Annotated in this window: 19 protein-coding genes and 4 pseudogenes; 13 read left to right on the forward strand and 10 right to left on the reverse strand. The window is 60.7% G+C overall.

What is annotated here, in order from left to right:
* Nucleotides 1-38: 38 nt before the first annotated feature.
* A pseudogene (locus tag AABM54_RS19995) lies at nt 39-1,678 on the reverse strand (5-guanidino-2-oxopentanoate decarboxylase).
* 147 nt (nt 1,679-1,825) lie between these two features.
* Between AABM54_RS19995 and AABM54_RS20000 the strand changes: the two are divergent.
* On the forward strand, nt 1,826-2,749 hold the full coding sequence (locus AABM54_RS20000; protein ID WP_347901714.1) for a LysR substrate-binding domain-containing protein: 924 nt from the start codon (nt 1,826-1,828) through the stop codon (nt 2,747-2,749).
* Nucleotides 2,750-2,797: 48 nt separating this feature from the next.
* On the opposite strand, the gene AABM54_RS20005 is transcribed toward AABM54_RS20000, so the two are convergent.
* From AABM54_RS20005 to AABM54_RS20020, 4 genes are all read right to left on the reverse strand, one after another.
* The gene (locus tag AABM54_RS20005; RefSeq protein ID WP_347901715.1) at nt 2,798-3,820 is read right to left on the reverse strand and encodes an alpha-xenorhabdolysin family binary toxin subunit B; all 1,023 of its coding nucleotides are present in this window, start codon (nt 3,818-3,820) and stop codon (nt 2,798-2,800) included.
* Between the two features lie 33 nt (nt 3,821-3,853).
* Entirely contained in the window at nt 3,854-5,092 is a 1,239-nt protein-coding gene (locus AABM54_RS20010) for an alpha-xenorhabdolysin family binary toxin subunit A (RefSeq protein ID WP_347901717.1), read from the reverse strand.
* 471 nt (nt 5,093-5,563) lie between these two features.
* Nucleotides 5,564-6,178 (reverse strand): NAD(P)-dependent oxidoreductase, encoded by a 615-nt coding sequence (locus AABM54_RS20015; RefSeq protein ID WP_347901718.1) that lies wholly within the window; start codon nt 6,176-6,178, stop codon nt 5,564-5,566.
* Between the two features lie 152 nt (nt 6,179-6,330).
* Nucleotides 6,331-7,215, reverse strand: coding sequence for an MBL fold metallo-hydrolase (locus tag AABM54_RS20020; protein ID WP_347901719.1), 885 nt, complete (start codon nt 7,213-7,215; stop codon nt 6,331-6,333).
* Nucleotides 7,216-7,329: 114 nt separating this feature from the next.
* On the opposite strand from AABM54_RS20020, the gene AABM54_RS20025 reads away from it, so the two are divergent.
* Both AABM54_RS20025 and AABM54_RS20030 read left to right on the forward strand, forming a co-directional pair.
* Entirely contained in the window at nt 7,330-8,235 is a 906-nt protein-coding gene (locus tag AABM54_RS20025) for a LysR family transcriptional regulator (protein WP_347901720.1), read from the forward strand.
* Between the two features lie 98 nt (nt 8,236-8,333).
* Nucleotides 8,334-8,510 carry a hypothetical protein gene (locus tag AABM54_RS20030; RefSeq protein ID WP_347901721.1) on the forward strand — a complete coding sequence of 59 codons (177 nt, stop codon included), beginning with the start codon at nt 8,334-8,336 and terminating at the stop codon, nt 8,508-8,510.
* Between the two features lie 9 nt (nt 8,511-8,519).
* Here the strand turns inward: AABM54_RS20030 and AABM54_RS20035 are convergent, their stop codons facing one another.
* Nucleotides 8,520-9,416 (reverse strand): helix-turn-helix domain-containing protein, encoded by an 897-nt coding sequence (locus AABM54_RS20035; RefSeq protein WP_347901722.1) that lies wholly within the window; start codon nt 9,414-9,416, stop codon nt 8,520-8,522.
* Between the two features lie 138 nt (nt 9,417-9,554).
* On the opposite strand from AABM54_RS20035, the pseudogene AABM54_RS20040 reads away from it, so the two are divergent.
* Nucleotides 9,555-9,821, forward strand: a pseudogene (locus AABM54_RS20040) (MFS transporter); the annotation flags it as partial.
* Nucleotides 9,822-9,908: 87 nt separating this feature from the next.
* Here the strand turns inward: AABM54_RS20040 and AABM54_RS20045 are convergent.
* The 4 genes and pseudogenes from AABM54_RS20045 to AABM54_RS20060 form a co-directional block, all read right to left on the reverse strand.
* Nucleotides 9,909-10,757 (reverse strand): cache domain-containing protein, encoded by an 849-nt coding sequence (locus AABM54_RS20045; protein WP_347901723.1) that lies wholly within the window; start codon nt 10,755-10,757, stop codon nt 9,909-9,911.
* A gap of 101 nt (nt 10,758-10,858) precedes the next feature.
* Nucleotides 10,859-11,696 (reverse strand): annotated as a pseudogene (locus AABM54_RS20050) (ATPase).
* A gap of 105 nt (nt 11,697-11,801) precedes the next feature.
* Nucleotides 11,802-12,794, reverse strand: coding sequence for an NAD-dependent epimerase/dehydratase family protein (locus AABM54_RS20055; RefSeq protein WP_347901724.1), 993 nt, complete (start codon nt 12,792-12,794; stop codon nt 11,802-11,804).
* Nucleotides 12,795-12,864: 70 nt separating this feature from the next.
* Entirely contained in the window at nt 12,865-13,758 is an 894-nt protein-coding gene (locus AABM54_RS20060; protein ID WP_347901725.1) for a LysR family transcriptional regulator ArgP, read from the reverse strand.
* Nucleotides 13,759-13,854: 96 nt separating this feature from the next.
* On the opposite strand from AABM54_RS20060, the gene AABM54_RS20065 reads away from it, so the two are divergent.
* The 9 genes and pseudogenes from AABM54_RS20065 to AABM54_RS20105 all read left to right on the forward strand — a co-directional run bounded on the left by AABM54_RS20065 (nt 13,855) and on the right by AABM54_RS20105 (nt 24,814).
* A complete protein-coding gene (locus AABM54_RS20065; RefSeq protein WP_347901726.1) occupies nt 13,855-14,256 on the forward strand; it encodes an ACT domain-containing protein in 402 nt (133 codons plus the stop codon).
* A 6-nt stretch (nt 14,257-14,262) separates the two neighbouring features.
* Nucleotides 14,263-14,866 (forward strand): annotated as a pseudogene (locus AABM54_RS20070) (LysE/ArgO family amino acid transporter).
* Nucleotides 14,867-15,071: 205 nt separating this feature from the next.
* Nucleotides 15,072-15,668 (forward strand): Fe-Mn family superoxide dismutase, encoded by a 597-nt coding sequence (locus tag AABM54_RS20075; protein ID WP_347901727.1) that lies wholly within the window; start codon nt 15,072-15,074, stop codon nt 15,666-15,668.
* A gap of 338 nt (nt 15,669-16,006) precedes the next feature.
* On the forward strand, nt 16,007-18,058 hold the full coding sequence (locus AABM54_RS20080; protein ID WP_347901728.1) for an EAL domain-containing protein: 2,052 nt from the start codon (nt 16,007-16,009) through the stop codon (nt 18,056-18,058).
* 150 nt (nt 18,059-18,208) lie between these two features.
* The gene (locus tag AABM54_RS20085) at nt 18,209-19,549 is read left to right on the forward strand and encodes an imelysin family protein (RefSeq protein WP_347901729.1); all 1,341 of its coding nucleotides are present in this window, start codon (nt 18,209-18,211) and stop codon (nt 19,547-19,549) included.
* 297 nt (nt 19,550-19,846) lie between these two features.
* Complete coding sequence (locus AABM54_RS20090; protein WP_347901730.1) at nt 19,847-21,274, forward strand: di-heme oxidoredictase family protein; 1,428 nt, start codon at nt 19,847-19,849, stop codon at nt 21,272-21,274.
* A 56-nt stretch (nt 21,275-21,330) separates the two neighbouring features.
* A complete protein-coding gene (locus tag AABM54_RS20095) occupies nt 21,331-22,395 on the forward strand; it encodes an imelysin family protein (RefSeq protein WP_347901731.1) in 1,065 nt (354 codons plus the stop codon).
* Between the two features lie 14 nt (nt 22,396-22,409).
* Entirely contained in the window at nt 22,410-23,507 is a 1,098-nt protein-coding gene (locus AABM54_RS20100) for a DUF1513 domain-containing protein (RefSeq protein WP_347901732.1), read from the forward strand.
* Nucleotides 23,508-23,662: 155 nt separating this feature from the next.
* The gene (locus tag AABM54_RS20105) at nt 23,663-24,814 is read left to right on the forward strand and encodes an efflux RND transporter periplasmic adaptor subunit (protein WP_347901733.1); all 1,152 of its coding nucleotides are present in this window, start codon (nt 23,663-23,665) and stop codon (nt 24,812-24,814) included.
* The last annotated feature ends 11 nt before the right edge of the window (nt 24,815-24,825 follow it).

A 24,825-nucleotide genomic window follows, 5' to 3' on the forward strand; every position in this document is an offset into this window, starting at 1 on the left:
ACCATCGATGTACAGGCCGTGGAGGATGCTTTCAGTGCTCATGCCTGTCCCCCTTTCATCCACTGGTTCTGGTCGATTTCGATCAGCGTCGGACCTTGTCGATCAGTGGCCGCACGCAGCGCTGCGCGCAGTTCTTCAACACCGCTGATGGCCTGCGCCGCGCAGCCCAGCCCCTTGGCCACGGCGATGAAGTCCGGGGTGTAGATGTCGACGCCCACCGGCTCGATGGCGCGGTTGACCATGTATTTCTTGATCTCTTCGTAGCCCTGGTTATTCCACAGCAACACGATGATCGGCGTGCGCGCTTCCACCGCACTGGCCAGTTCCGGCAGGGTGAATTGCAACCCGCCGTCACCGATCAGGCACACCACCGGAGGACGATTGTTGCGTACCTCTTGACCGCCGAGCCAGGCACCGATGGCCGCCGGCAAGGCATAGCCGAGGGTGCCGTAACCGGTCGACGAGTTGAACCAGCGCCGGGGCTTTTGCGGGTTGAACGTCAGGTTGCCGGTGTACACCGGTTGCGTCGAATCGCCGACAAACACCGCGTCCGGCAGTTCTTCCAGCACGGTGTGCAGGAACAACGTCTGGGCGCGGGTGGGGGCATCCCAGGTGGTTTCAAGCTCGGCGCGCAAGGTCGCGGCGCGAGCCTGGCCCCAATCACTGCCGCGTTCGGTCAGCGAATGTTTGGCCACACTGTCGAGCAAGGCCTGGGCGGCGCTGTGTGCGTCGGACACCAGCGCCACTGTCGGCGGGTAATTGCGCACGGTCTGGTCCGGGTCAATGTCGATGCGCAGCAAGGCACCGGGAATCTCGAAACCACCGGCAAAGGTCACGTCGTAATCGGTTTCGGCCAGTTCGGTGCCGATGGCCAACACCACATCGGCTTCGGCCACCAGGGCGCGGGTCGCCACCAGTGTCTGGGTCGAACCGATCAGCAGCGGGTGAGCCGACGGCAGCATGCCTTTGGCGTTGATGGTCAGCGCCACGGGTGCGTCGAGTAACTCGGCGAGCCGGGTCAGCTCGGCGGCGGCATCAATCGAACCACCACCGGCGAGGATCAACGGCCGCTTGGCGTTGGCCAGCCGTTCGCTCATCCGGGCGATAGCCGAGGGTGCGGCGCCGGCACGGGTGATGGTCACGGGTTGGCTGCCGAGCAATGCGTCGGCGTTTTCCACCAGCACATCGAGGGGGATTTCGAGGTGCACCGGACGCGGGCGCCCCGCCTGAAATACCGCGAAGGCTCGGGCCAATACGCCCGGCAGTTCAGCGGCAGACATCAGCGTGTGGGAAAACGCTGCAACGCCCGCCACCAGCGCACCCTGGTTCGGCAGCTCATGCAGCTTGCCGCGTCCGCCGCCCAATTGGCTGCGCGACTGTACGCTGGAGATCACCAGCATCGGGATCGAGTCGGCATAGGCCCCTGGCCCATGGCGGTGGTGATGTTGGTCATGCCGGGGCCGGTGATGATGAAGCACACACCCGGTTTTACGCTCGTGCGCGCATAACCGTCAGCCATGAAACCGGCGCCCTGCTCGTGACGCGGGGTGACGTGGTTGATGCTTGAAGCGGCCAGTCCGCGATACAGCTCAACCGTGTGCACACCCGGAATGCCGAACACCTGCTCGACCCCATACCCTTCCAGCAACTTCACCAGGACTTCGCCGCACGTCGCCATCTCTCACCCTTTTTGTTCTGATCAACGAGGAACCTGCGCAGCCTTCACCGGCGCAGGCATGGCGTTATTGGAACGGTGAGCGGGTAGCCGCAACAATCGATTAAAAGTCATACTCGCCATGTCCCTACGTCATGCCTCGGTCCCGCCATGAAGCGCCTTCCTCCCCTTCCCGCCCTGCACACGTTTTTGATCACGGCCCAGTGCTGCAACTTCACGCGGGCGGCCGAGCAACTGCACATCACCCAGGGCGCGGTGAGCCGGCAGATCGCCGGGCTGGAACATCATCTGGGTTATGCGTTGTTTCAGCGCCAGGCACGCGGCCTGAGCCTGACGGCCGAAGGGCTTGAGTGGTTGCCGCGTATCCAGCAAGTGTTCGGGTTGCTCGGCGAGACGGTGGAACACATCGGCGCCCGCCGCGAGACCCTGCAACTCAAGGCCCCCACCTGCGTGATGCGCTGGTTGTTGCCGCAGTTGCTGCAATGGCAAAAGGAACACCCGCAGGTGCCGGTGGAATTGACCACCACGGTGCAGCACGGCGTGGACTTTGGGCGTGAGCAATTCGACGCGGCGGTGATGTATGGCGCGCCACCGGACAACTCGCTGCTCGCCCTGCATTTGTTCGATGAACAACTGACGCCGGTCTGCTCCCCTCCGTTGCTCGACGGCCCGGTGCCGTTGCACACCCCGCAGGACCTGGAAAACCACTTGCTGCTGCACCCCACTCGCGATCAACGCGACTGGAAAACCTGGCTGAACGCCGCTGGCGTCAACCTGGGCAACCGCACCCGTGGGCAGCAATTCGAAACCCTGGACCTGGCCATGTCGATGGCGTCTCAAGGAACGGGCGTGGCGATTGGGGACTGGTCATTGATCGGCGAAGACCTGAGCGCCGGACGGCTGGTCATGCCTTTTGAGTTGAAGGTGAAAACCGGGCTGGGGTACTACCTGGTATTCGCGCAGAAACCGGAACCGTCGCCGCCACTGCGTGAATTGCTGGAGTGGTTGGTGAAGCAGGCACATGAGCGCAAAGGCGTGTTGGACACCATAAAAACACCCATTGCCACTGCATAGAAACGCTCCGCCTTCAGGACGGAGCGTTTTCACGGACATCTGATCCAGTCAGCCCCTTCTAATCACGCTCAGGTAATCCAGCATGGTGCTATAACGTGCCGCCATTTCTTTGATCGACACAGCATCGCGCAGCTTTTGCGGTTGAGTTGCCGCGATGAAATGCTCATAAGCGGCGGCGAGCTTTTGCGCTTCCTGCAACCAGCTCAGCCTGTATTGGTCGAGGCTACCGATCTCATCGAGCTTGCTCAGTGTGCGGTTCAGTTCCAGCAGCTCTTTTTCAACCTCCTTGACCTCAATCCGCACGCCATCGGTGCGCGTGTAAATAGCGTCTCGCGCCTCTACGAAGTTCAGGTATTGGCGACCTTGCTCGATGCCGTCGAGGTTACCGTTGAGCCTTTTCAAGGCAAGCTCCAGGAATTCGCGATCAGGCTTTTTCGTGGTGACCAGTTTGAGCGCCGCCTCAATCTCCTGGGCGGTTGGAATCATGCCCTTGAAAATGTCGATCCAGGTGGGGGACTTAAACTGTTGCAGCGTCTCGTCGACGCTGCGTTTCGCTTCAGCGAGTTCACTGAGGTCGCCATTGAGCAGCTGGAGCCTGCGTTCTTGCGCTGCACGCCTCGCTTCATAGGGACCGCTCCATTGCGCGCCCTCCTGAACCAGTTGGATGCCGTCAATTTCGGGCAGCTCTCGGGACAGATGGTCCTGAGCCACAAGCAACGGCATCCGCGAGCTGCTCAGCCGCTGAACGCAGTACGTCACCAGATCTTCGATTTTTTTGGCACGTGTTGCAGCGGTGGCCACAGTGTTCCCTTCAATCTCCGCAATACGCGCCAGCGTACTCTCAAAACTGACATTGCCCAGGGAGACCTGCACCCTCTTGATGTGTTCAAACACCTGTTGATCCGTGTCGTTGATCTGTGTACGCAAGTACTCGACCTTTTCCTGTACCGCCGGAGCGAAGGCAAAGGTTTTGCCCGCCACTTTCAAGTCAAACTGACTCTTGGCCTGTTTCATGAACCCCGTATCCGGCACGGCATAACTGAACAGACCCTTAAACTCATGAACCGTCATAACATTCTTCCTTGAACGCAATAGAGTGACAACTTAATCCACAACCGAATTAAACACTTCAGACAAATTGGCGGCGTAGCCTTTAATGGTTTCCCAAGGCCCTACCACATCCTGAATATCCATAACCAGCAAACTCAAATCAAATGCATTATCCATTTCAAATAGCCGCACTCGAGACTCCTCAATGTTCATCCAGATAATGGCCCAGACATCTTCCAGGTTTTTCGCGCCCTGTTCGGCATCGACCATCTGCGATTTCATATTTTCCAGGCGCATGCGCAGTTCCATCAACAGCTTGGACAATCGGGCCTTATCCATGTCCTTGAGTAAGTTATCCCGTGCCTCGATCAAGCTGTTTTTCTCTGCCTTGGTCGCTTCCGCCTTCGAGCCAAAGATTCCACCCGTGATCGCAACGCCTATGGGACCAAACACCAGCCCGGTAAAGGCATACCCCACCAGACTGTCGTACTCCTTGAGTTTCTCGGCGATACGTTTATCCAGTTCTTTTATTTCAGCCCTGAGTTGCTCTTCCTCTGCGACCCGATCAAAACCGGCGCGCTCCACATCGCTGAGTTTTGCCTTGACGAGCGGTAACAGGTCTTCGGTGATCTTGCGCGAGAACTCCGTCGCCAGCGCTTTTACCGCGCTGATCCTGCGGCAGAAACTCTCGATATCGTTCTTCATCCGCGCCAGGTACTTTTCCAGGCTTTCGACCTTGTCGGTGTCCGAGTTCCCCAGCGGGATTGCGGCCATCTGGGCCCGCTCCAGTGCGGTCAGGGTCTCAATCGTACCGCTCAGGTCCTTGTAGCCCTGGAAGCTTTTAAGGTGCTCGACCACCAGGTTTCCGGTTCTGATAAACCCACTGGAAAACAGATCCAGCCGCCCCCCAAGATCCTTGGTATCACGCTCAAGGGTTCCCCAGGACAACGCATGCTGGTGAATCCTCTGATGCAGGTTCTGGATGTCGGCCGGCTCCAACCCTTCTCTGCCCGACCTGATGTAACCCAACTGACGTTCAATCGGAGTCAAATCGACCGGTAATGCCAAGGCCGCTTTGACATAACGCTTGATGGCCACAATATTGTGTTTCTGAACAATAAATGTTCCGCCCTTGTAAGCGCTTCCCTTTTCACCCGCCATGACCCCGAAATACTGAACCGGTACATATTTCGCCGCCTCACTGACCGTGCTGACACCTTCCATCTCGGCAACGGCCTGACGGGCCGTTAACTTCAACCTGTCCTGAAGTTCCATCTTCGTTTCTGCATTCATTGTCCACCTCCATACAGTGAGGGCAAATCGCCTCAAACCATCTCCTTTTTACAAGCCTTAGTAGCACTCCTCGCCACTCAAACCAGAACACAACACTAATAGCAGGCAAGCGACACCACAAGTTCGCTCTACACCCCGCACTTCGTAGGAATTAAAAACACCCGACACACAAACACTTGAAAATTAAACATCCAGAAAAACAACAGACTAAAAAATGTAAACCGCCCCTCTTCAAAGCCTTTAATCACCGATCTCAAAGATGAAGTAGAAATTATTACTGAGGAATTCTAAAAAAAACCAAACAACCCGCCTCATCCGCTTTTTTAATATTCGGTTTCACACTGGCAATACCCCACCCGCCTTGAACTTCGCCGACACTCCATTGCAGAGCAGGATGAGACCAATTTTAAAAGTGAGCGAATAGCAAAAAGCACGGACTGCCCAAGGGGCAGTCCGTGCTTTGGCGACCGATCAGTAACCGACCGTAAACCGCTGACGGCTGTGCGCTGGTTTCTCGACTTCATCGAGCATGGCAATCGCATAGTCGGCGAAGGTGATCCAGCTCTTGCCTTCGGCGCTCACCAGCAGGTCATCCTTGCCCACGCGGAAGGTACCGGTGCGCTCGCCTTCGACAAATTCCGCCGAGGGCGACAGGAAGGTCCAGTCCAGTTCCTTTTCCTGGCGCAAGGTATCGAGGTAGACGCCACCGGCACTGGCCTCGGCCTTGTAGGCATCGGGGAAACCCGGGCTGTCGATGACTTTACTGCCCGTCGGCAGCAACAGGCTGCCGGCACCACCGACCACCAGCAAGCGTTTGACGCCGGCCTGTTTCACCGGACCGAGAATGGCGCTGACCGGAATGCTGGAGAAGTGCGCGGCGCTGAGCACCACGTCATGGCCAGCCACGGCGGCTTGCAGGGCGGCGGCATCGGCGACGTCGACATTCTTGCGGATGACGCCGTCACGCTGGCCGATTTTCGAGGTGTCGCGGGCAATCGCGGTGACGCTGTGACCACGGCGCAGGGCTTCTTCCAACAGTTGGCTGCCGGCACGGCCAGTGGCGCCGATAATTGCAATCTTGCTCATGACGTTCTCCAGTTCAGGTGTGATCTGTGGCGAGCGCGCTTGCTCGTGCTGGGCTGCGCAGCAGCCCCAAAAGCTTCGTACTCATGGCAAATGTTGCGAGTGCTGCGCACTCGAACGGGAGCAAGCTCCCTCGCCACAAAGGGTAAAACGACTCACCACTTCATTTCGCCCTTGGCGACTTTGGCGCTCAGTTCCAGCGAGCTTTCTTCGCCGAGGGTCGGGAAACGCTTTTTCATCGCTGCAATCAGCTCGGCCGAATCTTTGGCCTTGGCGGTTTCTTCATCGAAGGCCTTGATGTAGTCGGCAGTGAACTGCACGGCAGCCAGCGAACGAGCGCTCTCACCCAGGTAGTGACCTGGCACGAGGGTCGCAGGCTTCAGGTTTTTGATGGTGTCCAGGGTCACGAGCCAGTCTTTGTGGGACTGCGGGGTTTGGGTATCGGCCATCCACACGTGAATGTTTTCAGCTACCACCACACCACCAACCACGGCTTTGATCGACGGGATCCACACGAAAGTGCGGTCCGGTTGTTTGCCGTCCAGGCCGATGATGTCCAGCTTCTGGCCTTCCAGCGTCAGGCTGTGGCCCTTGAGTACGGTCGGAACGATGGTTTTGGCCGGTACGTCGGCGCCCATTTTCGGGCCCCAGAATGCAACTTTGCCTTCAACGGTTGCCTTGATGTGGTCAACCGTCGGCTGCGAGGCAACCACTTTGGCTTTCGGGAAAGCGGCGGTGATGGTGTCCAGGCCGAAGTAGTAATCCGGGTCACCGTGGCTGATGTAGATAGTGGTCAGTTCCTTGCCGCTGGCGCGGATTTTTTCCACGACCTGCTCGGCCTGTGACTTGCCGAATTGCGCGTCCACCAGGATGGCGTCGTGCTTGCCGCTGACCAGCACCGAGCTCACCGGGAAGATGGCAGCGGTGCCTGGGTTGTAAACGTCCAGCGTCAACGGCGCGGGGGCGGCGGCAGCATGGGCAGCGAAACCCAAAGTGGCGGTGGCCAGCAACAAGCGCTTGAGTGAGGTGAATCCGATCATGATGTGCTCCGGGTCTGTGCTGCCGTGATTGGCGATGGGAGAGAGCTTAGTTGCCTGACTCGTTACAAAAAATGCGATGCTTGGACATAGTTTGTTTCTGAAAGCGGGCAAATCATGGATCGTCTTCAAGCAATGCGGGTGTTCATCACGGTAGTCGACCTGGGCAGCCAGTCAGCCGCCGCCGATCACCTGGACCTCTCACGGCCGGTGGTGTCGCGGTATCTGGCGGAACTGGAAGATTGGGTCGGCGCGCGGTTGATGCACCGCACCACCCGCAAACTGAGCCTCACCGCGGCGGGCACCGAGATCCTGCCGCGGTGCCGGCAGATGCTCGACTTGTCCAGCGACATGCAGGCCGCCGTCAGCGAGCCGGACGATGCGCCGCGTGGCCTGTTGCGTATCAGCGTCAGCACCTCGTTCGGTCAGGCGCAACTGGCCGATGCCGTGGCCGCGTACGTCAAGCGCTACCCCGGCGTCAGCATCGACCTGCAAATGCTCGACCGCACGGTGAACCTGGTGGATGAGCGCATCGACCTCGCGATCCGCACCAGCAACGACCTGGACCCGAACCTGATCGCCCGGCGGCTGACGGTCTGCCGCTCGGTGATCTGCGCCTCCCCCGCCTACCTGCGTGAACACCCGACACCGCAGCGGGCCGAGGACCTGAGCCGGCACAACTGCCTGACTCACTCCTACTTCGGCAAAAGCCTGTGGCATTTCGAGCAGGACGGCGAGCAGGTTTCGGTGCCGGTACAGGGCAACATCAGCGCCAACGAAGCCAGCACCCTGCTGCGCGCCGCCATGGCCGGCGCCGGTGTGGCGATGCTGCCCACTTATCAAGCCGGGGTGCACATTCACAGCGGCGAACTGGTCCGCTTGCTGCCGGGCACCGAGCCCCGGCAGATGAACATGTATGCCGTTTATGCGTCACGCAAACACATGCCGGCGGCGCTGCGCAGCATGCTGGATTTCCTGGTGCTGAGGTTTCCCGAAGAGCCGGCATGGGACGCCGGCCTTTGAGCGGATATCACACGGTTCCAGGCCTGTCGCTTGCGGCGCCCCCCCGCTGACCTATGCTGATAGTAATACCCAAGGGTATTCGTTCAGAGGTCAGCGCCATGAACACCAAAACAAGAAGATACCTCGCGATCTTCATCACCTGCACCGCCACGCTGGTGCTGTATGGCACTGCGGCCTACCGGGTGGAGCAGGCCCGGCAGTTGCCACGTGAATACGCGAGTTGCAACGTCGAACGTTGCATACCCCACAACGCGACCCTGAACGCCCTCAGGTAACGGGCGGTTTCAATCCTCGCCGTCCTGATCGGCTTTGAGCCGGTCACGAAACGCCTTGGGTGATATCCCCACGCGCCGCCGAAACAACCGGGTGAAGTTGGTCGGATCAGAAAACCCGAGCACATCGGACATCTCGTAAATGGTCATGCTGGTGTACGTCAGCAAGCGCTTGGCTTCGAGCAGCTGGCGTTCGTGCATGATCTGCAAGGCCGGTTGCCCTGCCAGTTCACGGCAGGTGCCATTGAGGTGGGAAACGGAAATCCCCAGCTTGTGCGCCAGGTCTTCGACCTTCACATGTTCGCGGTAGTGTTCTTCGACCAGTTGAATAAACCCGTTGAGGTACTCGCGCGCACGTTGTGGCCGTTGGCTCGCAGCGTGGCGCTGGATCACCTGGCGGCTGACCCACACCATAATCACGCTGACCAGCGAATGCATGAGCATTTCACGGGCCGGCTGATGGCCGACGTATTCGTTTTGCAGGGAGGAAAACAGGCTGTTCAGGTACTCGCTGTCCTGGCGGGCCGGGTAACTTTCAGCCTGCACGAATGCGCTCACCGAGTCGCCCAACTGCGCCTGGAGGTGCGCTACCAGCGGCGCGGCGAGGGTCACCGCAAAGCCTTCGACATCCTCGGAAAACCGAAACCCGTGCACCGACAACGGTGGCAGCACCTGGATCGCCGGTTCTTCGATACGGGTGCGCTTGCCCTCGATCTCAAGCTCCGCGTGGCCCTTGAAGACAAACAGTAACTGGCACAGATCGGCGTGCCGATGGGGTTTGATTTCCCACTGATGTTCGCGACTGCGTTTGGAGAGGGTTTCGCAATGCAGCAGGTCCGGGGTTGGCCAGTCCAGGCTTTCGCCATGGAGTTTGAATACGGGAATCGAAGGAAGGGCAGGCTTGTTCATCACTTCAGTCCAGGCCTCAGAGTGTCGGGCGATAATCGCACCGTTTGGCAAAAAGAACAGGTATCGGCTCAGCTTTCACCTTCAATTGACAGACTCACACGCAAAAAATGCAAGCACTCGATTGATAAAAACCACCCACCGGCCATTTGCGCGCAGTTCAAGGATGTCAGCCTGCTGGCCTGGGTGATTTCCGGCTACAGGGTGGCGATGACCGTGGCGGTACCGATCTACGGCAAACTCGGTGATCGGTAGGGTCGACGGCGATTGATGCTGTTCGGCATGGGCCTGTTCACCCTGGCGTCGCTGTTGTGCGGCATGGCCCAGAGCATGGAGCAACGGGTGCTCGCACGGATCATTCAGGGCATCGGTGCCGGTGCCGACAGCGCGGCGGTGTCGATACTCGGCCTTGCGGCGGCCATCAGCATGCCGAACAAGCTGTTGCGAGGGCGGGAGGACAAGGCCCGATAGGCAGACTGAGTCTGCCTGCCATCATCAAGGGCTGTAATACCCCACCGCCACCAGCAAGTGGTCGACCTTTTTCAGGTAGGCATGCTTGTCTTCGATTTTGCCGGTGACCGGGTTTTTCCAGCGGTATGCGTATTCACCCTGATCCTGCTGCCCCATGAGCGCCAGGATCGGCTCCCCCACGGGTTTGCCTTCCGGGTCCTTGATCTTGCCGAAGTCGGTGTTGATCAAGCGCAGGTTGGTGCCATGGGCAACGTAGCGCTGGTTGTCCAGGTCGACGACAAACACATACAGGTCATCCTGCAAAAAGCCCCCCTTGAGCGAGTTGATCGCCGTCAGCGTGCCTTTCTCGTCCTTGGCCAGATCGCTCGCGGCTTTGTCGAGCAACGCCTTGGCCTGCTCGGCCGAGGCACGCGGCAGGTAATAACCGACCGCCAGGATGCGGCCGCCGATGCGCTGGTAGAACACCCGTTTGCGCTCGACCTTGCCATCGGCCCAGTTCTGCCAGCGGTACTCGGCCTCCTGGATGCCATTACCCTCAGGCACCAGCAAGGCGTTTTTGAAGGCTTTCTGCAAGTCCGGCCCCAGCGCCTCAGACACATCGCGGCCGATCAATGCCGAAGACGGTCCACCGCTGGCGAGCATCACCCCTTGGGTGTCGACCACAAAAACATAGCGGTCCTTGTCGACAAACTCGCCCTGGCGACTGAATGCCGCGAAGGCTTTGTCGCCATTGTCGTGGTAATAGGCCAGGGCTTTTTCCAGCAGGGTCAGCGCTGCCTGGCTGTCATCCGCAGCCTTGGCAGCCGCGTGCGCCTGCCCCAGGCACAGCACCAGCAGCCAACCCAGCAAGGTAGTGTTGTGCAGAAACCTCATTGCGCATCCCTCGTCTTGTTAATGTTTCAAGAGCGTAGACGGCAATGAGGCAAGCATGGATGTTCAGCAAGCGTTCCCGCGGGCGCGGGAACGTACCAGGGTCAAGGACGGGCGCTGATCTGCTGTTGCAGGTTCTGGATCTGGCTTTGCAAGGTGTTGATGTTGCGCGTGACCTGGCCACGGAACGCATCGAACTCGGCGGTGTTGCCGCCACCCGGAACCGAGGCCGGGCGATTGTCCTGTTGGCTTTTGAGGACGATCAACTCCTGCTCCAGACGCTCGATGGCCGGGTTGCCCTGTTTTTTCAAGGCAGCGATGTCCGCCCCCAAGCTCTTGAGTTGGGCATCGACCTTGCCGGTGTCCGGCTGAGCGCCCTTGAGCGCAGCCAGTTCAGTCCCCAAGGCTTTCACCTGCGCTTGCAGTTGACCGTTGGCGGCTAATTGCTCGGCGGTTTGCGCGGTCATTTGCGCCAGGCGCTTGTCCAGGTCCGTGGCCTGGCCCGCGACGCCCTGCTGCTGTTTGTTCTGCTCCAGCAGCTTGCTTTCCAGTTGCTTGATTTGCAGCTTCAACGCTTCGCTGTCACTGGTGACGTTGGTCTGACTGGCCACGACCTTGCCGGAAATATCCTGCAAGCGCCCCGCCGCTTCCTCACTGATCCGCGCAAAGCTTTCCTGGGTGGCGACCAGTTGCTGTTCCATCAGCGAAATCTGCTGAAAACTCCACCAGGCCAAACCGGCAAAGGCGAAAAACAACGCACCGACCAGCGCCCACAACGGGCCCGTGTTCGCACTTTTGACCCTGGCCGCCGGCGCAGGCCGGGAATGCACCGAGGTGCGCTCGCGGGCAGCGGAAGTCGGTTCAAAGTCGTCGTCGAGGGTGTCGGCCCCGCAGGTTGGGTACATCGTCGAAGTCGTCGTTGGCATCGTTACGCATAGACATGAGGCAACCTTTCTAAAGCACGGTGATGGCTAAATGCTGCGAGTATAAACCGCTCACTCGCCGCACTGATCGACCTTGAACCCCACACTCGGTTCAGTGTTTATTTCAGCGAATATCCTGGGCCTTCCACCAACCGCAGAACTCGTCGAGGGCGGTCCACAGGCTGACTTTCGGGTCGTAGTCCAGATAATGCCGGGCGCGGCTGATGTCCAGGGTGAAATTCTTGTTCATGACCTGCATGCCCAGACGCGACAGCGTCGGCTCCGGTCGTCCCGGCCACAGCTTGCAAACCCCTTCGTTCAGCGCCGCAACGCTGTAGGCCAAACCGTAGGAACGGTAGCGGGTAACCTGTGGGACTTCCATCTGGCGCATCACGTAATTGACCACATCCCACAACGGTACCGGCGTGCCGTTGCTGATGTTGTAGGCCTTGCCGAGCGCGGACCCCGTCGCCAACAGGCTGCTGAGCAGCGCCTCGTTGAGGTTCTGCACACTGGTGAAATCGACCTTGTTCAGGCCATTGCCGATGATTGCCAGGCGTCCTTTGCGCTGCATCTTCAATAACCGCGGGAAGATGCTCATGTCACCGGCCCCCGTGACGAAGCGCGGACGCAAGGCCAGTACTTCGAGGCCGAATTCCTGGGCGCCGAAGACTTTCTGCTCGGCCAGGTACTTGGTCGCCGCGTATGGGTGCTTGAAGCGCTTGGGCACCTGCTCTTCGGTCAGGCCGAGATGGTCGCGGCCATCGAAGTAGATCGAGGGCGACGACACGTGCACCAACCGCCGAACGTTCTGTTTCAGGCAGGCTTCGACCACGTTTTCCGTGACCAGCACATTGCCCTGATGAAAGTCCTGATACCGCCCCCAAAGTCCCACCGCGCCCGCGCAATGCACCACCGCGTCGACATCCAGGCACAGGTCGCGAACCAGCATTGGATCACTCAAGTCCCCCTGGACGAACTGCGCGCCACGGCGCACCAGATGCTCGACGCCTTCGGCCCGACGACCGTTGACCCGCACGTCCAGCCCTTGCTCCAGGGCGAAACGCGCAAAACGCCCGCCAATGAAGCCGCTTGCGCCGGTGACCAGAATTTTCATGAGTTGCTCCGATGTCTTTCAATGTCATGCGTGTTGCACTACGGACTGCTTGAGGTCTTGACGCTGCCGGTCAGTCCAAGGGCACCAGCCATTGGCCGCTGGACCGTGCCAGATGCTCGGTCAGTTGGGCCAACAACTGCCCCCCGTTGCGCCAATGATGCCAGTACAGCGGCACATCGATCGGCTTATCTGCCAGCAACTCCACCAGAACGCCACGTTCCAGTTGATCGCGCACCTGTAATTCCGGCACCAGCCCCCAGCCCAGCCCGGCTTCGGTCAGGCGAATAAAACCTTCGGAGGACGGGCACAAATGGTGCTCGAAACCGCCATCCACGCCCAACGACGCCAGGTAACGATGCTGCAAAAAGTCATCCGGCCCGAACACCAGCGCCGGCGTGCGGGCCAACTGATCGGCACGAACCCCGTGCGGGAAATGCCGGGCGATGAACGCCGGGCTGGCCAGTGCACGATAGCGCATGGCGCCCAGCAACACGCTGCGAGCGCCCGCCACCGGACGTTCGCTGGCGCACACACACGCAGCCACTTCACCGGCCCGCATGCGTTTGAGGCCCACGGTCTGATCCTCCACCACCAGGTCGAGCAACAGGTGCTGGTCGGCGCAAAAATCCCCCACGGCCTCGGCCCACCAGGTCGCCAGGCTGTCGGCATTGAGGGCAATACGCAGGCGCTCCGGCAAACCTTCTTCATCGAGCGCCGGCACCAGCGTCTGCAAGTCGCGCTCCAGCAGTCGCACTTGCTGCACATGGTTGAGCAGGCGCCGGCCGATCTCGGTCGGGGCTGGCGGTGTGACCCGCACCAGCACGGGTTGGCCGACCCGCGCCTCAAGCAATTTGATCCGCTGGGAGATGGCCGACTGGGACAAGCCCAGTACTTGAGCGGCCCGTTCGAAACCGGCCTGCTCGACCACGGCGGCCAGGGCGGAAAGCAATTTATAGTCGAACATCAGTTTTCCTAATGAGCGATCAGTAATATTGGTTTTTCTTATACAGCGTGGAACCGGAGAATGGCCAGCAAGAACTCTTGAACAAGGATCAGCGACATGGCTGGCGAAACTTCCCTGGCAACCCTGCTGCGCAGCATGAGTCCGGAACTCAACGACGGCGAATACGTGTTCTGCACTATCCGCGACGGGCACCTGCCCAGGGACTGCGAGATCATCGGCAGCTTCCGCGAACAGGAAGGCCTGACGGTTATCCTCGAACGACGGCAAGCGGTGAAGGCCGGTTTCAGTTTCGACTACGTGGCGGCGTGGATCACCCTCAACGTGCATTCGGCGCTGGAGGCAGTGGGCCTCACGGCGGCATTTGCCACGGCATTGGGGCAGGCCGGTATCAGTTGCAACGTGATCGCCGGTTACTACCACGATCACCTGTTTGTCGGTCAGGCCGATGCTGATCGTGCCATGAACGTATTGCGGCAATTGGCGACAAACGCGGAGTAAATCCTTATGTGGCAAAGCTACGTCAATGGCCTGTTGGTGGCCGCCGGGCTGATCATGGCGATCGGCACCCAAAACGCGTTCGTGCTGGCGCAAAGCCTGCGGCGCGAACATCACCTGCCCGTCGCGGCGCTCTGCGTGACGTGCGATGCCCTGCTGGTCGCGGCCGGAGTGTACGGGCTGGCGACGATCCTGGCGCAAAATCCGCTGCTGCTGGCCGTTGCACGTTGGGGCGGCGCCGCGTTCCTGCTGTGGTACGGCAGCCTGGCGCTGCGTCGGGGCCTGCTCGAAACAAAGCCTGCAACAAGGTGAAAACCAGACTGTGCGCTCGCTGCGGGCGGTGATGCTCAGTGCACTGGCGGTGACGCTGCTCAACCCGCATGTCTACCTGGACACCGTGTTGCTGATCGGCTCCCTCGGCGCCCAACAGACCGAGCCCGGCGCGTATGTGGTCGGTGCCGCCAGTGCCTCGCTGCTGTGGTTCTTCACCCTGGCCCTCGGCGCCGCGTGGCTCGCACCCTGGCTGGCACGCCCCGGCACCTGGCGGATTCTCGACCTGCTGGTCGCCGTAATGATGTTCACCGTAGCCTTTCAGCTAATCAGCGCGGCCTGATGTAGCGATTCAATTAATCGGGCTACGCGAATATTCCAAAAGGCTCTGGAACCTCTATTCCACACAGTTGTTGCGTGGTTATGCCGCACCCCCGGTGCTATGATCCGACACCTGCGCCGCAAAGAGTACAAACTCCCCGGCGCTTGTCTGGCCGCCCGTGATCGGCCTTGCGCTCACCGCAACTGACCTGATTAGGAGAATCATCATGGCTTTCGAATTGCCGCCGCTGCCTTACGCACACGATGCCCTGCAGCCGCACATCTCCAGGGAAACCCTGGAATACCACCACGACAAGCACCACAACACCTACGTCGTGAACCTGAACAACCTGGTGCCAGGCACCGAGTTCGAAGGCAAGACCCTGGAAGAAATCGTCAAGACTTCCTCGGGCGGCATCTTCAACAACGCCGCTCAGGTCTGGAACCACACGTTCTACTGGAACTGCCTGGCGCCAAACGCCGGCGGTCAACCAACCGGCGCTTTGGCTGAAGCCATCAACGCTGCGTTCGGTTCGTTCGACAAGTTCAAGGAAGAGTTCACCAAGACGTCCGTCGGCACCTTCGGTTCCGGTTGGGGCTGGCTGGTGAAAAAAGCTGACGGTTCCCTGGCCCTGGCCAGCACCATCGGCGCCGGCAACCCGCTGACCAGCGGCGACACCCCGCTGCTGACCTGCGACGTCTGGGAACACGCCTACTACATCGACTACCGCAACGTTCGTCCGAAGTACGTCGAAGCGTTCTGGAACCTGGTCAACTGGAAGTTCGTGGCTGAGCAGTTCGAAGGCAAAGTCTTCACCGCTTAAGTCCGCTTGCAGTGAAAAAACCCGGCATTGCCGGGTTTTTTTATGCCCCTCACCCGGCTGCTCCTGTTCCTGTGCAACAGGCTGCAAACCACCGCGCGCTTGCCCCTGCGCCCCCGTTGTCTAGCCTCGACAAGGCGGAAATATTCTCCCCTGCCCCTCAAGTTGCAGGAGGTGCCTACCGACACATAACAAATGGCTCCAATCGCCAACAACCACGGCATTGTGGCCAAGCCTGCAAACAAAATCTCCCTGGCATGATTGTCCCTTTGACTGCCATCCCGGGATTGCCAATACTCATGGCAACTTGACGCTACCCGCACGGAACAAGGAATTACCCTTTGAAGCTGGAACTCAAGAACAGCTTGTCGGTGAAGTTGCTCCGGGTCGTGCTCCTTTCGGCATTGATCGTCGGCGTCGTCTTGAGCTGCGCGCAGATCGTTTTCGACGCCTATAAAACACACCAGGCCGTGGCCAACGACGCCCAGCGTATCCTCGACATGTTCCGCGACCCCTCGACCCAGGCCGTTTACAGCCTCGACCGGGAAATGGGCATGCAAGTGATCGAAGGCCTGTTTCAGGATGATGCTGTGCGCATGGCGTCCATCGGCCATCCCAACGAAACCATGCTCGCGCAAAAGTCCCGCGAACTGCAGCACTCCCACAGCCGCTGGCTGACGGACCTGATCCTGGGCAAGGAACGCACCTTCACCACCCAACTGGTGGGTCGTGGCCCTTACAGCGAGTACTACGGCGACCTGAGCATCACCCTCGACACGGCCACCTACGGCCAAGGGTTTATCATCAGTTCGGTGATCATTTTCATCTCCGGCGTACTGCGCGCCCTGGCCATGGGCCTGGTGCTGTACCTGGTGTATCACTGGCTGCTGACCAAACCGCTGTCGCGCATCATCGAGCACCTGACCACCATCAATCCCGACCGCCCCAGCGAGCACAAGATCCCGCTGCTCAAGGGCCACGAAAAGAACGAACTGGGGATCTGGATCAACACCGCCAACCAGTTGCTTGAATCCATCGAGCGCAACACGCACCTGCGCCACGAAGCGGAAAACAGCCTGTTGCGCATGGCGCAGTACGACTTCCTCACCGGGCTCCCCAACCGCCAGCAATTGCAGCAGCAACTGGACAAGATCCTGGTGGACGCCGGTCGCCTGCAACGGCGGGTGGCGGTGCTGTGTGTAGGCTTGGACGATTTCAAAGGCATCAACGAACAATTCAGCTACCAGACCGGCGACCAGTTGCTGCTGGCCCTGGCCGACCGCCTGCGCGCCCATAGCGGTCGCCTCGGCGCCCTCGCCCGCTTGGGCGGCGATCAGTTCGCGCTGGTCCAGGCCGACATCGAGCAACCCTACGAGGCCGCGGAGCTGGCGCAAAGCATCCTCGACGACCTCGAAGCGGCGTTCGCCCTCGACCACCAGGAAATTCGCCTGCGGGCCACTATCGGTATCACCCTGTTCCCGGAGGATGGCGACAGCACCGAGAAGCTGTTGCAGAAAGCCGAACAGACCATGACCCTGGCCAAGACCCGCTCACGCAACCGCTATCAGTTCTACATTGCCAGTGTCGACAGTGAGATGCGCCGCCGCCGCGAACTGGAAAAAGACCTGCGCGACGCGCTCACCCGCGAGCAGTTTTACCTGGTCTACCAGCCGCAGATCAGCTATCGCGATCACCGGGTGGTGGGCGTCGAAGCCTTGATTCGCTGGCAGCATCCCGAACACGGCCTGGTGCCGCCGGACCTGTTCATTCCGCTGGCCGAACAAAACGGCACGATCATCGCCATCGGTGAATGGGTGCTGGACCAGGCCTGCCGGCAACTGCGCGAATGGCACGACCAGGGCTTCGTCGACCTGCGCATGGCCGTCAACCTGTCTACCGTGCAGTTGCACCACGCCGAGCTGCCGCGCGTGGTCAACAACCTGCTGCAAATCTATCGCCTGCCGCCACGCAGCCTGGAGCTGGAAGTCACCGAAACCGGCCTGATGGAAGACATCAGCACCGCCGCCCAGCACCTGCTGAGCCTGCGCCGTTCAGGCGCGCTGATTGCCATCGATGACTTCGGCACCGGCTACTCGTCGCTCAGCTACCTCAAGAGCCTGCCGCTGGACAAGATCAAGATCGACAAGAGCTTTGTGCAGGACCTGCTCGATGACGACGACGATGCGACCATCGTTCGGGCGATCATCCAGTTGGGCAAGAGCCTGGGCATGCAAGTCATTGCCGAAGGGGTCGAAACCGCCGAGCAAGAGGCCTACATCATTTCCGAAGGCTGCCACGAGGGTCAGGGCTATCACTACAGCAAACCGCTGCCGGCCCGGGAGTTGAGCGCCTACCTCAAGCAAGCCCAGCGTACTCATGCCCTGCCCCTGTGAAGCCTGAGGCTTGACCCAGGGCAACCGCCGCGTGAATAGGAAATATTTACAGGTACAGCTCTTTACACATAATGCGAAAGATTTGCATTATGTCGCAGCTTTGCGCACCCACGCGCCTGTCCACTCATTCACCGAAGCAGGATGTTCGCCATGATTCGTATGCCTCTGGCCACCGCCAGTCTGCTGGCCATCGCTATTTCCCTCGCCGGTTGCGGCGAAGGTAAAGACAAGGCCACCGCGCCTCAAGCACCGACCCCGGCCGCCAGCACCGCAACACCCGCCGCGCCTGCTGCCGGTAAAGTCGATGAGGCTGCATCCAAAGCCGTTGTCGCGCATTACGCCGACATGGTTTTCGCCGTCTACAGCGATGCCGAATCCACTGCCAAGACCCTGCAAACCGCTATCGACGCGTTTCTCGCCAAGCCGAACGAAGAAACCCTGAAAGCCGCCAGGGCTGCCTGGGTCGCGGCACGCGCTCCGTACCTGCAAAGTGAAGTGTTCCGCTTCGGCAACACCATCATTGACGATTGGGAAGGTCAGGTTAACTCCTGGCCGCTGGACGAAGGCCTGATCGACTACGTCGACAAGTCTTACGAGCACGCGCTGGGCAACCCGGGCGCAACCGCCAACATCATCGCCAACACCGAAGTCCAGGTCGGCGAAGACAAGGTCGACGTCAAAGACATCACCCCGGAAAAACTCGCCAGCCTGAACGAGCTGGGCGGTTCCGAAGCCAACGTTGCCACCGGCTACCACGCCATCGAATTCCTGCTCTGGGGCCAGGACCTGAACGGCACCGGCCCTGGCGCCGGCAACCGCCCGGCATCGGACTACCTGGAAGGCGCTGGCGCCACCGGCGGCCACAACGACCGTCGTCGCGCCTACCTCAAGGCCGTGACCCAACTGCTGGTCAGCGATCTGGAAGAAATGGTCGGCAACTGGAAACCGGACGTGACCGACAACTACCGCGCCACCCTGGAAGCCGAGCCGGGCGAGACTGGCCTGCGCAAAATGCTCTTCGGCATGGGCAGCCTGTCGCTGGGCGAACTGGCGGGCGAGCGCATGAAGGTTTCCCTGGAAGCCAACTCTCCTGAAGACGAGCAGGACTGCTTCAGCGACAACACCCACAACTCGCACTTCTACGACGCCAAAGGCATTCGTAACGTGTACCTGGGCGAGTACACCCGCGTAGACGGCACCAAAATGACCGGCGCCAGCCTGTCGTCGCTGGTGGCTAAAGTCGACCCGGCAGCCGACGCAGCGCTCAAGGCCGACCTGGCCGCAACCGAAGCCAAGATCCAGGTCATGGTTGACCACGCCAACAAGGGTGAGCACTACGACCAGTTGATCGCAGCAGGCAATACCGCTGGCAACCAGATCGTCCGTGACGCCATCGCCTCCCTGGTCAAGCAGACCGGTTCGATCGAATCGGCTGCCGGCAAACTGGGTATCAGCGACCTGAACCCGGACAACGCTGATCACGAGTTCTGATCAACGCTGGCTGAACAGAAAGGCGACCTTCGGGTCGCCTTTTTTATATCCGCCTGACACGGCCCCCAGTGGGAGCGAGCTTGCTCGCGATAGGGCCATCACTGCCAACATTGATGCTGAATCGGCGACCGCCATCGCGAGCAAGCTCGCTCCCACACTGGATTGTGATCCCACAGGAGAATTGTGGTGTCCAGATAAACACTGCCCCAGGTCAAGCAAACGATAATTCCTCTTATTCAATTTCCCCTGCCCTGTTAAACTTTGCGCCCTTGTTTTGCTCGCCTTGCAGGAAGTCTGATGCCCTCGCTGCCTCTTCGCTTGTCCGCTCTGTTGCTGGCCCTTGGCCTGAGTGCCTGCGATGACGCCCCGCGCTTTACCAAGGCCGAACCCGGCGAGGCCCGCTCCGGTGGCGCCGCGACGGTGCGCAAAACCGATCAGAATGCGTTCTCCCTGCCCTCGGCCAACCTGTCGCCTACCCGGCGCCTGGACTTCAGCGTCGGCAACAGTTTCTTTCGCAGCCCTTGGGTGATTGCGCCGTCGACCACCACCGCCCGCGATGGTCTCGGTCCGTTGTTCAACGCCAATGCCTGCCAGGGCTGCCACATCAAGGACGGTCGCGGTCACCCGCCAACCGCCAGTTCCGACAACGCGGTGTCCATGCTGGTGCGTCTGTCGATCCCTGACGATCCGGCCTATGCCAAGGTCATCGAACAGCTGGGCGTCGTGCCCGAACCCGTCTATGGCGGGCAGTTCCAGGACATGTCGATACCGGGCGTCGTCCCGGAGGGCAAGGTGCGCGTCACCTATGAACCGCTCCCGGTGCAGTTCAAGGACGGCACCGTCGTCGAACTGCGCAAACCCACATTGCAGATCACCCAGCTCGGCTACGGCCCCCTGCACCCGGACACGCGTTTTTCCGCGCGCGTTGCCCCGCCAATGATCGGCCTGGGATTGCTCGAAGCGATTTCCGATGCCGACATTCTGGCCAACGCCGAGCAACAGAAAAAAGCCGAAAACGGCATCGCCGGGCGACCGAACCTCGTGTGGGATGACGCCCGGCAAAAAACGGTGCTGGGCCGTTTTGGCTGGAAAGCCGGGCAACCGAATCTCAATCAACAAAACGTTCACGCGTTTTCTGGTGATATGGGCCTCACGACCAGCCTGAGACACCTCGATGATTGCACCGATGCCCAGACCGCCTGCAAGCAGGCTCCCAACGGCGATGGCCCGCAGGGCGAACCGGAAGTCAGCGACAACATTCTGCGGCTGGTGCATTTCTACACGCGTAACCTCGCTGTCCCCGCGCGCCGCGATGTTGGCGCACCGCAAGTACTGGCCGGCAAGAACCTGTTCTATCAGGCCGGCTGCCAGTCATGCCACACCCCCAAGTTCACCACCGCCGCCAATGCCGCAGAACCTGAACTGGCCAATCAAGTGATTCGCCCCTACAGCGATCTGCTGCTGCATGACATGGGCGACGGCCTGGCCGACAACCGCACCGAATTCAAGGCCTCCGGCCGCGACTGGCGCACACCGCCGTTGTGGGGCATCGGCCTGACGCAGACGGTCAGCGGTCACACCCAGTTTTTGCATGACGGCCGCGCCCGCAACCTGCTCGAAGCTGTGCTCTGGCACGGCGGTGAAGCTACGGCTGCGCAGCAACAGGTTTTAGCGTTTAACGCCGAGCAGCGCGCTGCGCTGCTGGCCTTTCTGAATTCTCTTTAACGCTGACCACAAGCGTCGAGATAAAGCTTTCACCCCAAAAGAAAAGGGAGCCCGACATGTTTCGTCCCAAGTTGTTGTTCACCAGCCTTGCCGCACTCGCCCTGGGTGCCTGCTCCCCCCAAGACCCACAAGCCGTCACGTCGGCAGCCATCGCCAAGCAAGTGATCCTGCCGACCTACAGCCGCTGGGTCGACGCCGACCGCCAGTTGGCCGTGAGTGCGCTGGCCTACTGCGAAGGCAAGTCGGACCTGCAAACCGCTCGCGCCGACTTCCTCCACGCACAAAAAGCCTGGGCCGAGTTGCAACCGCTGCTGGTCGGTCCGCTGGCCGAAGGCAACCGCTCGTGGCAGGTGCAATTCTGGCCGGACAAGAAAAACCTGGTCGGCCGTCAGGTCGAGCAACTGGTCAACGCCCAGCCGCAGATTGACGCCGCCGCACTGGCCAAATCCAGTGTCGTCGTCCAGGGCCTCTCGGCCTACGAATACATTTTGTTCGACGACAAGGCCAACGTGGCCGACGCCGCGCAAAAGGCCCGTTACTGCCCTCTGCTGAGCGCCATCGGCGAACGTCAGAAACTGCTCGCCGAAGAGATCCTGGCCAGCTGGAACAGCACCGACGGCATGCTCGCCCAGATGACCAAGTTCCCGAACCAGCGTTACGCCGACTCCCACGAGGCCATCGCCGATCTGCTGCGTGCTCAAGTGACCGCGCTCGACACCCTGAAGAAAAAACTCGGCACGCCGATGGGTCGCCAGACCAAGGGCATTCCACAGCCGTTCCAGGCGGACGCATGGCGTAGCCAATCCTCGCTGCAAAGCCTGGAAGCCAGCCTGGCCGCCGCTCAAACCGTGTGGGCAGGCGTCGACAACAAAGGCCTGCGCGGGTTGTTGCCGACAGAGCAGAAAGCCCTGGCCGACAAGATCGACGCCGCTTATGCCGCGTCCCTGAAACTGTTCGCCAGCAGCCAGCGCTCGCTCACCGAAATGCTCGCCGACGATGCCGGCCGCCAGCAGCTCAATGACCTCTACGACAGCCTCAACGTCGTCCATCGCCTGCACGAAGGCGAACTGGCCAAGGCGCTGGGCATCCAACTGGGCTTCAACGCCAACGACGGTGACTGATGAGAGGTAGCGCCATGCTGCGACGCCAGGTTTTGACAGTGGGCAGCTTGTTGCTGGGTGCCGTGACGCTGGGCGGCTGGAAGCTGTTCAAGCAAAAGGACCACGGCCCCTTGCTGCTCTCGGCCCGCGACGACAGCGACGGCAAGCACTACGCCGTCGGCTATCGGCTGGACGGCACGCCAGTGTTCACCACCCAGGTCGGCCTGCGTTGCCATGACATCATCAACCACCCGACGCTGCCGATGGCCTTGTTTGTCGCCCGGCGTCCCGGCACCGAAAGTTACCTGATCGACCTGCGCGACGGCACGCTGCTGCAAACCGTGGTGTCGCAACCCGGTCGGCACTTCTACGGCCACGCGGTGATTCATCACAGTGGCGAGTGGCTGTACGCCACTGAAAACGACACCACCGACCCGGGTCGCGGCCTGCTCGGGGTGTACCGGTTCGAAGGCGAGCGGCTGGTGCACAGCGGCGAGATGTCCACCCACGGCATCGGCCCGCATCAAGTGTCGTGGATGCCCGACGGTGAAACCCTGGTGGTGGCCAACGGCGGCATTCGCACCGAGGCCGAGAGCCGGGTCGAAATGAACCTCAACGCCATGGAGCCGAGCCTGGTGCTGATGCAGCGCGACGGCACCCTGCTGAGCAAGGAAACCCTGGCCCAGCAGATGAACAGCGTGCGGCACATGGGCATTGCCAGCGACGGCACCATCGTCACCGGCCAACAATTCATGGGCGCCGCTCATGAGTCGTCCGAGCTGTTGGCGATCAAGCGTCCCGGCCAGCCCTTCGTGGCGTTCCCGGTCGCCGAGCAACAATTGCAGGCGATGGGGCACTACACCGCGAGCGTCGCGGTGCACAGCGATCTGCGTCTGGTGGCCCTCACGGCACCGCGCGGCAACCGCTTTTTCATCTGGGACCTGGACAGCGGCGCACTGCGTCTCGATGCGCCGCTGCCGGACTGCGCCGGGGTCGGCGCGGTGGCTGACGGTTTCGTCGTCACTTCCGGCCAGGGGCGTTGCCGCTTCTACGATTGCCGCCAGGCTCCCCTCGTTGCAAAGCCCCTCGATTTACCCGCAGGACTCTGGGACAACCATCTTCACCTGATCTGACCTCGCACGTCCCTTGCAGGAGCAAAGCTTGCTCTGCTCCTGCAAGGGACGTGCTCTGCCTGTTAGACGTGTCAGTTGGATTCCCCCCCGCACTCGGAGTAATGTCAGCGTCTGACTCGCCAGTTTTTTCCGGTTCATCTCCAAGGATGTGGAATATGCTGCGCCGCCGCATGCTGATCATGTTGGGTGTTGTCCTGTTGATCATCCTGATGCTGGGAGGCTACAAAGCCTTCTCCATCTACAAAATGGTCCAGACCTTCGCCGTACCGAAACCGCCAATCAGCGTCGCCGTGGCCACCGCCACCGAACGCCCGTGGCAAGCGCGCCTGCCCACGGTCGGCACGCTCAAGGCGCTGCAAGGGGTGAACCTGAGCCTGGAGATCGCCGGTACGGTCAAGGACGTGCAGTTCGAGTCCGGGCAGAAGGTCACCGCCGGCCAGCCCATCGTGCAACTCGACAGCGCCGTCGAAAGCGCCCTGCTCGAAACCGCCCAGGCGGACCTCGGCCTGGCCCAACTGGATTACGGTCGCGGCAGCCAACTGGTGGGCAGCCAGGCAATCTCCAAAGGCGAGTTCGACCGCCTCACCGCGCAGCTTGCCAAGAACAAGGCCACGGTCAATCAGCTCAAGGCTGCACTGGCGAAGAAGCACATCGTTGCGCCGTTCAGCGGCACCATCGGCATTCGTCAGGTCGACGTCGGCGACTTCCTTCCCAGCGGCACGGTAATCGCCACCCTGCAAGACCTGAGCAGCCTCTACGTGGACTTCTACGTCCCCGAACAAGCCGTGCCGAAAATTGCCCTGGGCCAAGGGGTACACGTCAGTGTGTCGGCGTATCCGAGCCTGGACTTCCCCGGCACCATCAGCGCCATCAACCCGAAAGTCGAAAACAGCACCCGCAACGTGCTGGTCCGCGCCACCCTGGCCAACCCTGACGGCAAGTTGCTACCGGGCATGTTCGCCGACCTTCAGGTGCTGCTGCCGAACCCGCAGCCAAAAATCGTCGTGCCGGAAAGCGCCATCACCTACACCCTCTATGGCAACTCGCTGTACGTGGTGGCCGAGAAGAAAGCCGCCGATGGCAGCGTTGAAAAAGACGACAAGGGCCAGCCGATCCTGGTCGCCGAACGGCGCTTCATCGAGACCGGCGAACGCCGCGAGGGCCTGGTGCTGATTACCAAAGGCCTGCAAAACGGCGAGCAGGTGGTCAGCGGCGGCCAGATCAAACTGGACAACGGCGCGCATATCGCCATCAGCGCCGACAAGACCCTGCCCGCCGAACAGACGAGCCCGCCCCGCACGAACTGATCAAGGAACCT

Origin of the sequence: Pseudomonas purpurea, from assembly GCF_039908635.1 — a bacterium.
Lineage (GTDB): Bacteria > Pseudomonadota > Gammaproteobacteria > Pseudomonadales > Pseudomonadaceae > Aquipseudomonas > Aquipseudomonas purpurea.

What these genes read in the sequence shown, in the direction of transcription:
- AABM54_RS20000 (WP_347901714.1), top strand. Translation starts at nt 1,826, where the DNA reads ATGAAGCGCCTTCCTCCCCTTCCCGCCCTGCACACGTTTTTGATCACG.
- AABM54_RS20005 (WP_347901715.1), bottom strand. Translation starts at nt 3,820, where the DNA reads ATGACGGTTCATGAGTTTAAGGGTCTGTTCAGTTATGCCGTGCCGGAT.
- AABM54_RS20010 (WP_347901717.1), bottom strand. Translation starts at nt 5,092, where the DNA reads ATGAATGCAGAAACGAAGATGGAACTTCAGGACAGGTTGAAGTTAACG.
- AABM54_RS20015 (WP_347901718.1), bottom strand. Translation starts at nt 6,178, where the DNA reads ATGAGCAAGATTGCAATTATCGGCGCCACTGGCCGTGCCGGCAGCCAA.
- AABM54_RS20020 (WP_347901719.1), bottom strand. Translation starts at nt 7,215, where the DNA reads ATGATCGGATTCACCTCACTCAAGCGCTTGTTGCTGGCCACCGCCACT.
- AABM54_RS20025 (WP_347901720.1), top strand. Translation starts at nt 7,330, where the DNA reads ATGGATCGTCTTCAAGCAATGCGGGTGTTCATCACGGTAGTCGACCTG.
- AABM54_RS20030 (WP_347901721.1), top strand. Translation starts at nt 8,334, where the DNA reads ATGAACACCAAAACAAGAAGATACCTCGCGATCTTCATCACCTGCACC.
- AABM54_RS20035 (WP_347901722.1), bottom strand. Translation starts at nt 9,416, where the DNA reads ATGAACAAGCCTGCCCTTCCTTCGATTCCCGTATTCAAACTCCATGGC.
- AABM54_RS20045 (WP_347901723.1), bottom strand. Translation starts at nt 10,757, where the DNA reads ATGAGGTTTCTGCACAACACTACCTTGCTGGGTTGGCTGCTGGTGCTG.
- AABM54_RS20055 (WP_347901724.1), bottom strand. Translation starts at nt 12,794, where the DNA reads ATGAAAATTCTGGTCACCGGCGCAAGCGGCTTCATTGGCGGGCGTTTT.
- AABM54_RS20060 (WP_347901725.1), bottom strand. Translation starts at nt 13,758, where the DNA reads ATGTTCGACTATAAATTGCTTTCCGCCCTGGCCGCCGTGGTCGAGCAG.
- AABM54_RS20065 (WP_347901726.1), top strand. Translation starts at nt 13,855, where the DNA reads ATGGCTGGCGAAACTTCCCTGGCAACCCTGCTGCGCAGCATGAGTCCG.
- AABM54_RS20075 (WP_347901727.1), top strand. Translation starts at nt 15,072, where the DNA reads ATGGCTTTCGAATTGCCGCCGCTGCCTTACGCACACGATGCCCTGCAG.
- AABM54_RS20085 (WP_347901729.1), top strand. Translation starts at nt 18,209, where the DNA reads ATGATTCGTATGCCTCTGGCCACCGCCAGTCTGCTGGCCATCGCTATT.
- AABM54_RS20090 (WP_347901730.1), top strand. Translation starts at nt 19,847, where the DNA reads ATGCCCTCGCTGCCTCTTCGCTTGTCCGCTCTGTTGCTGGCCCTTGGC.
- AABM54_RS20095 (WP_347901731.1), top strand. Translation starts at nt 21,331, where the DNA reads ATGTTTCGTCCCAAGTTGTTGTTCACCAGCCTTGCCGCACTCGCCCTG.
- AABM54_RS20100 (WP_347901732.1), top strand. Translation starts at nt 22,410, where the DNA reads ATGCTGCGACGCCAGGTTTTGACAGTGGGCAGCTTGTTGCTGGGTGCC.
- AABM54_RS20105 (WP_347901733.1), top strand. Translation starts at nt 23,663, where the DNA reads ATGCTGCGCCGCCGCATGCTGATCATGTTGGGTGTTGTCCTGTTGATC.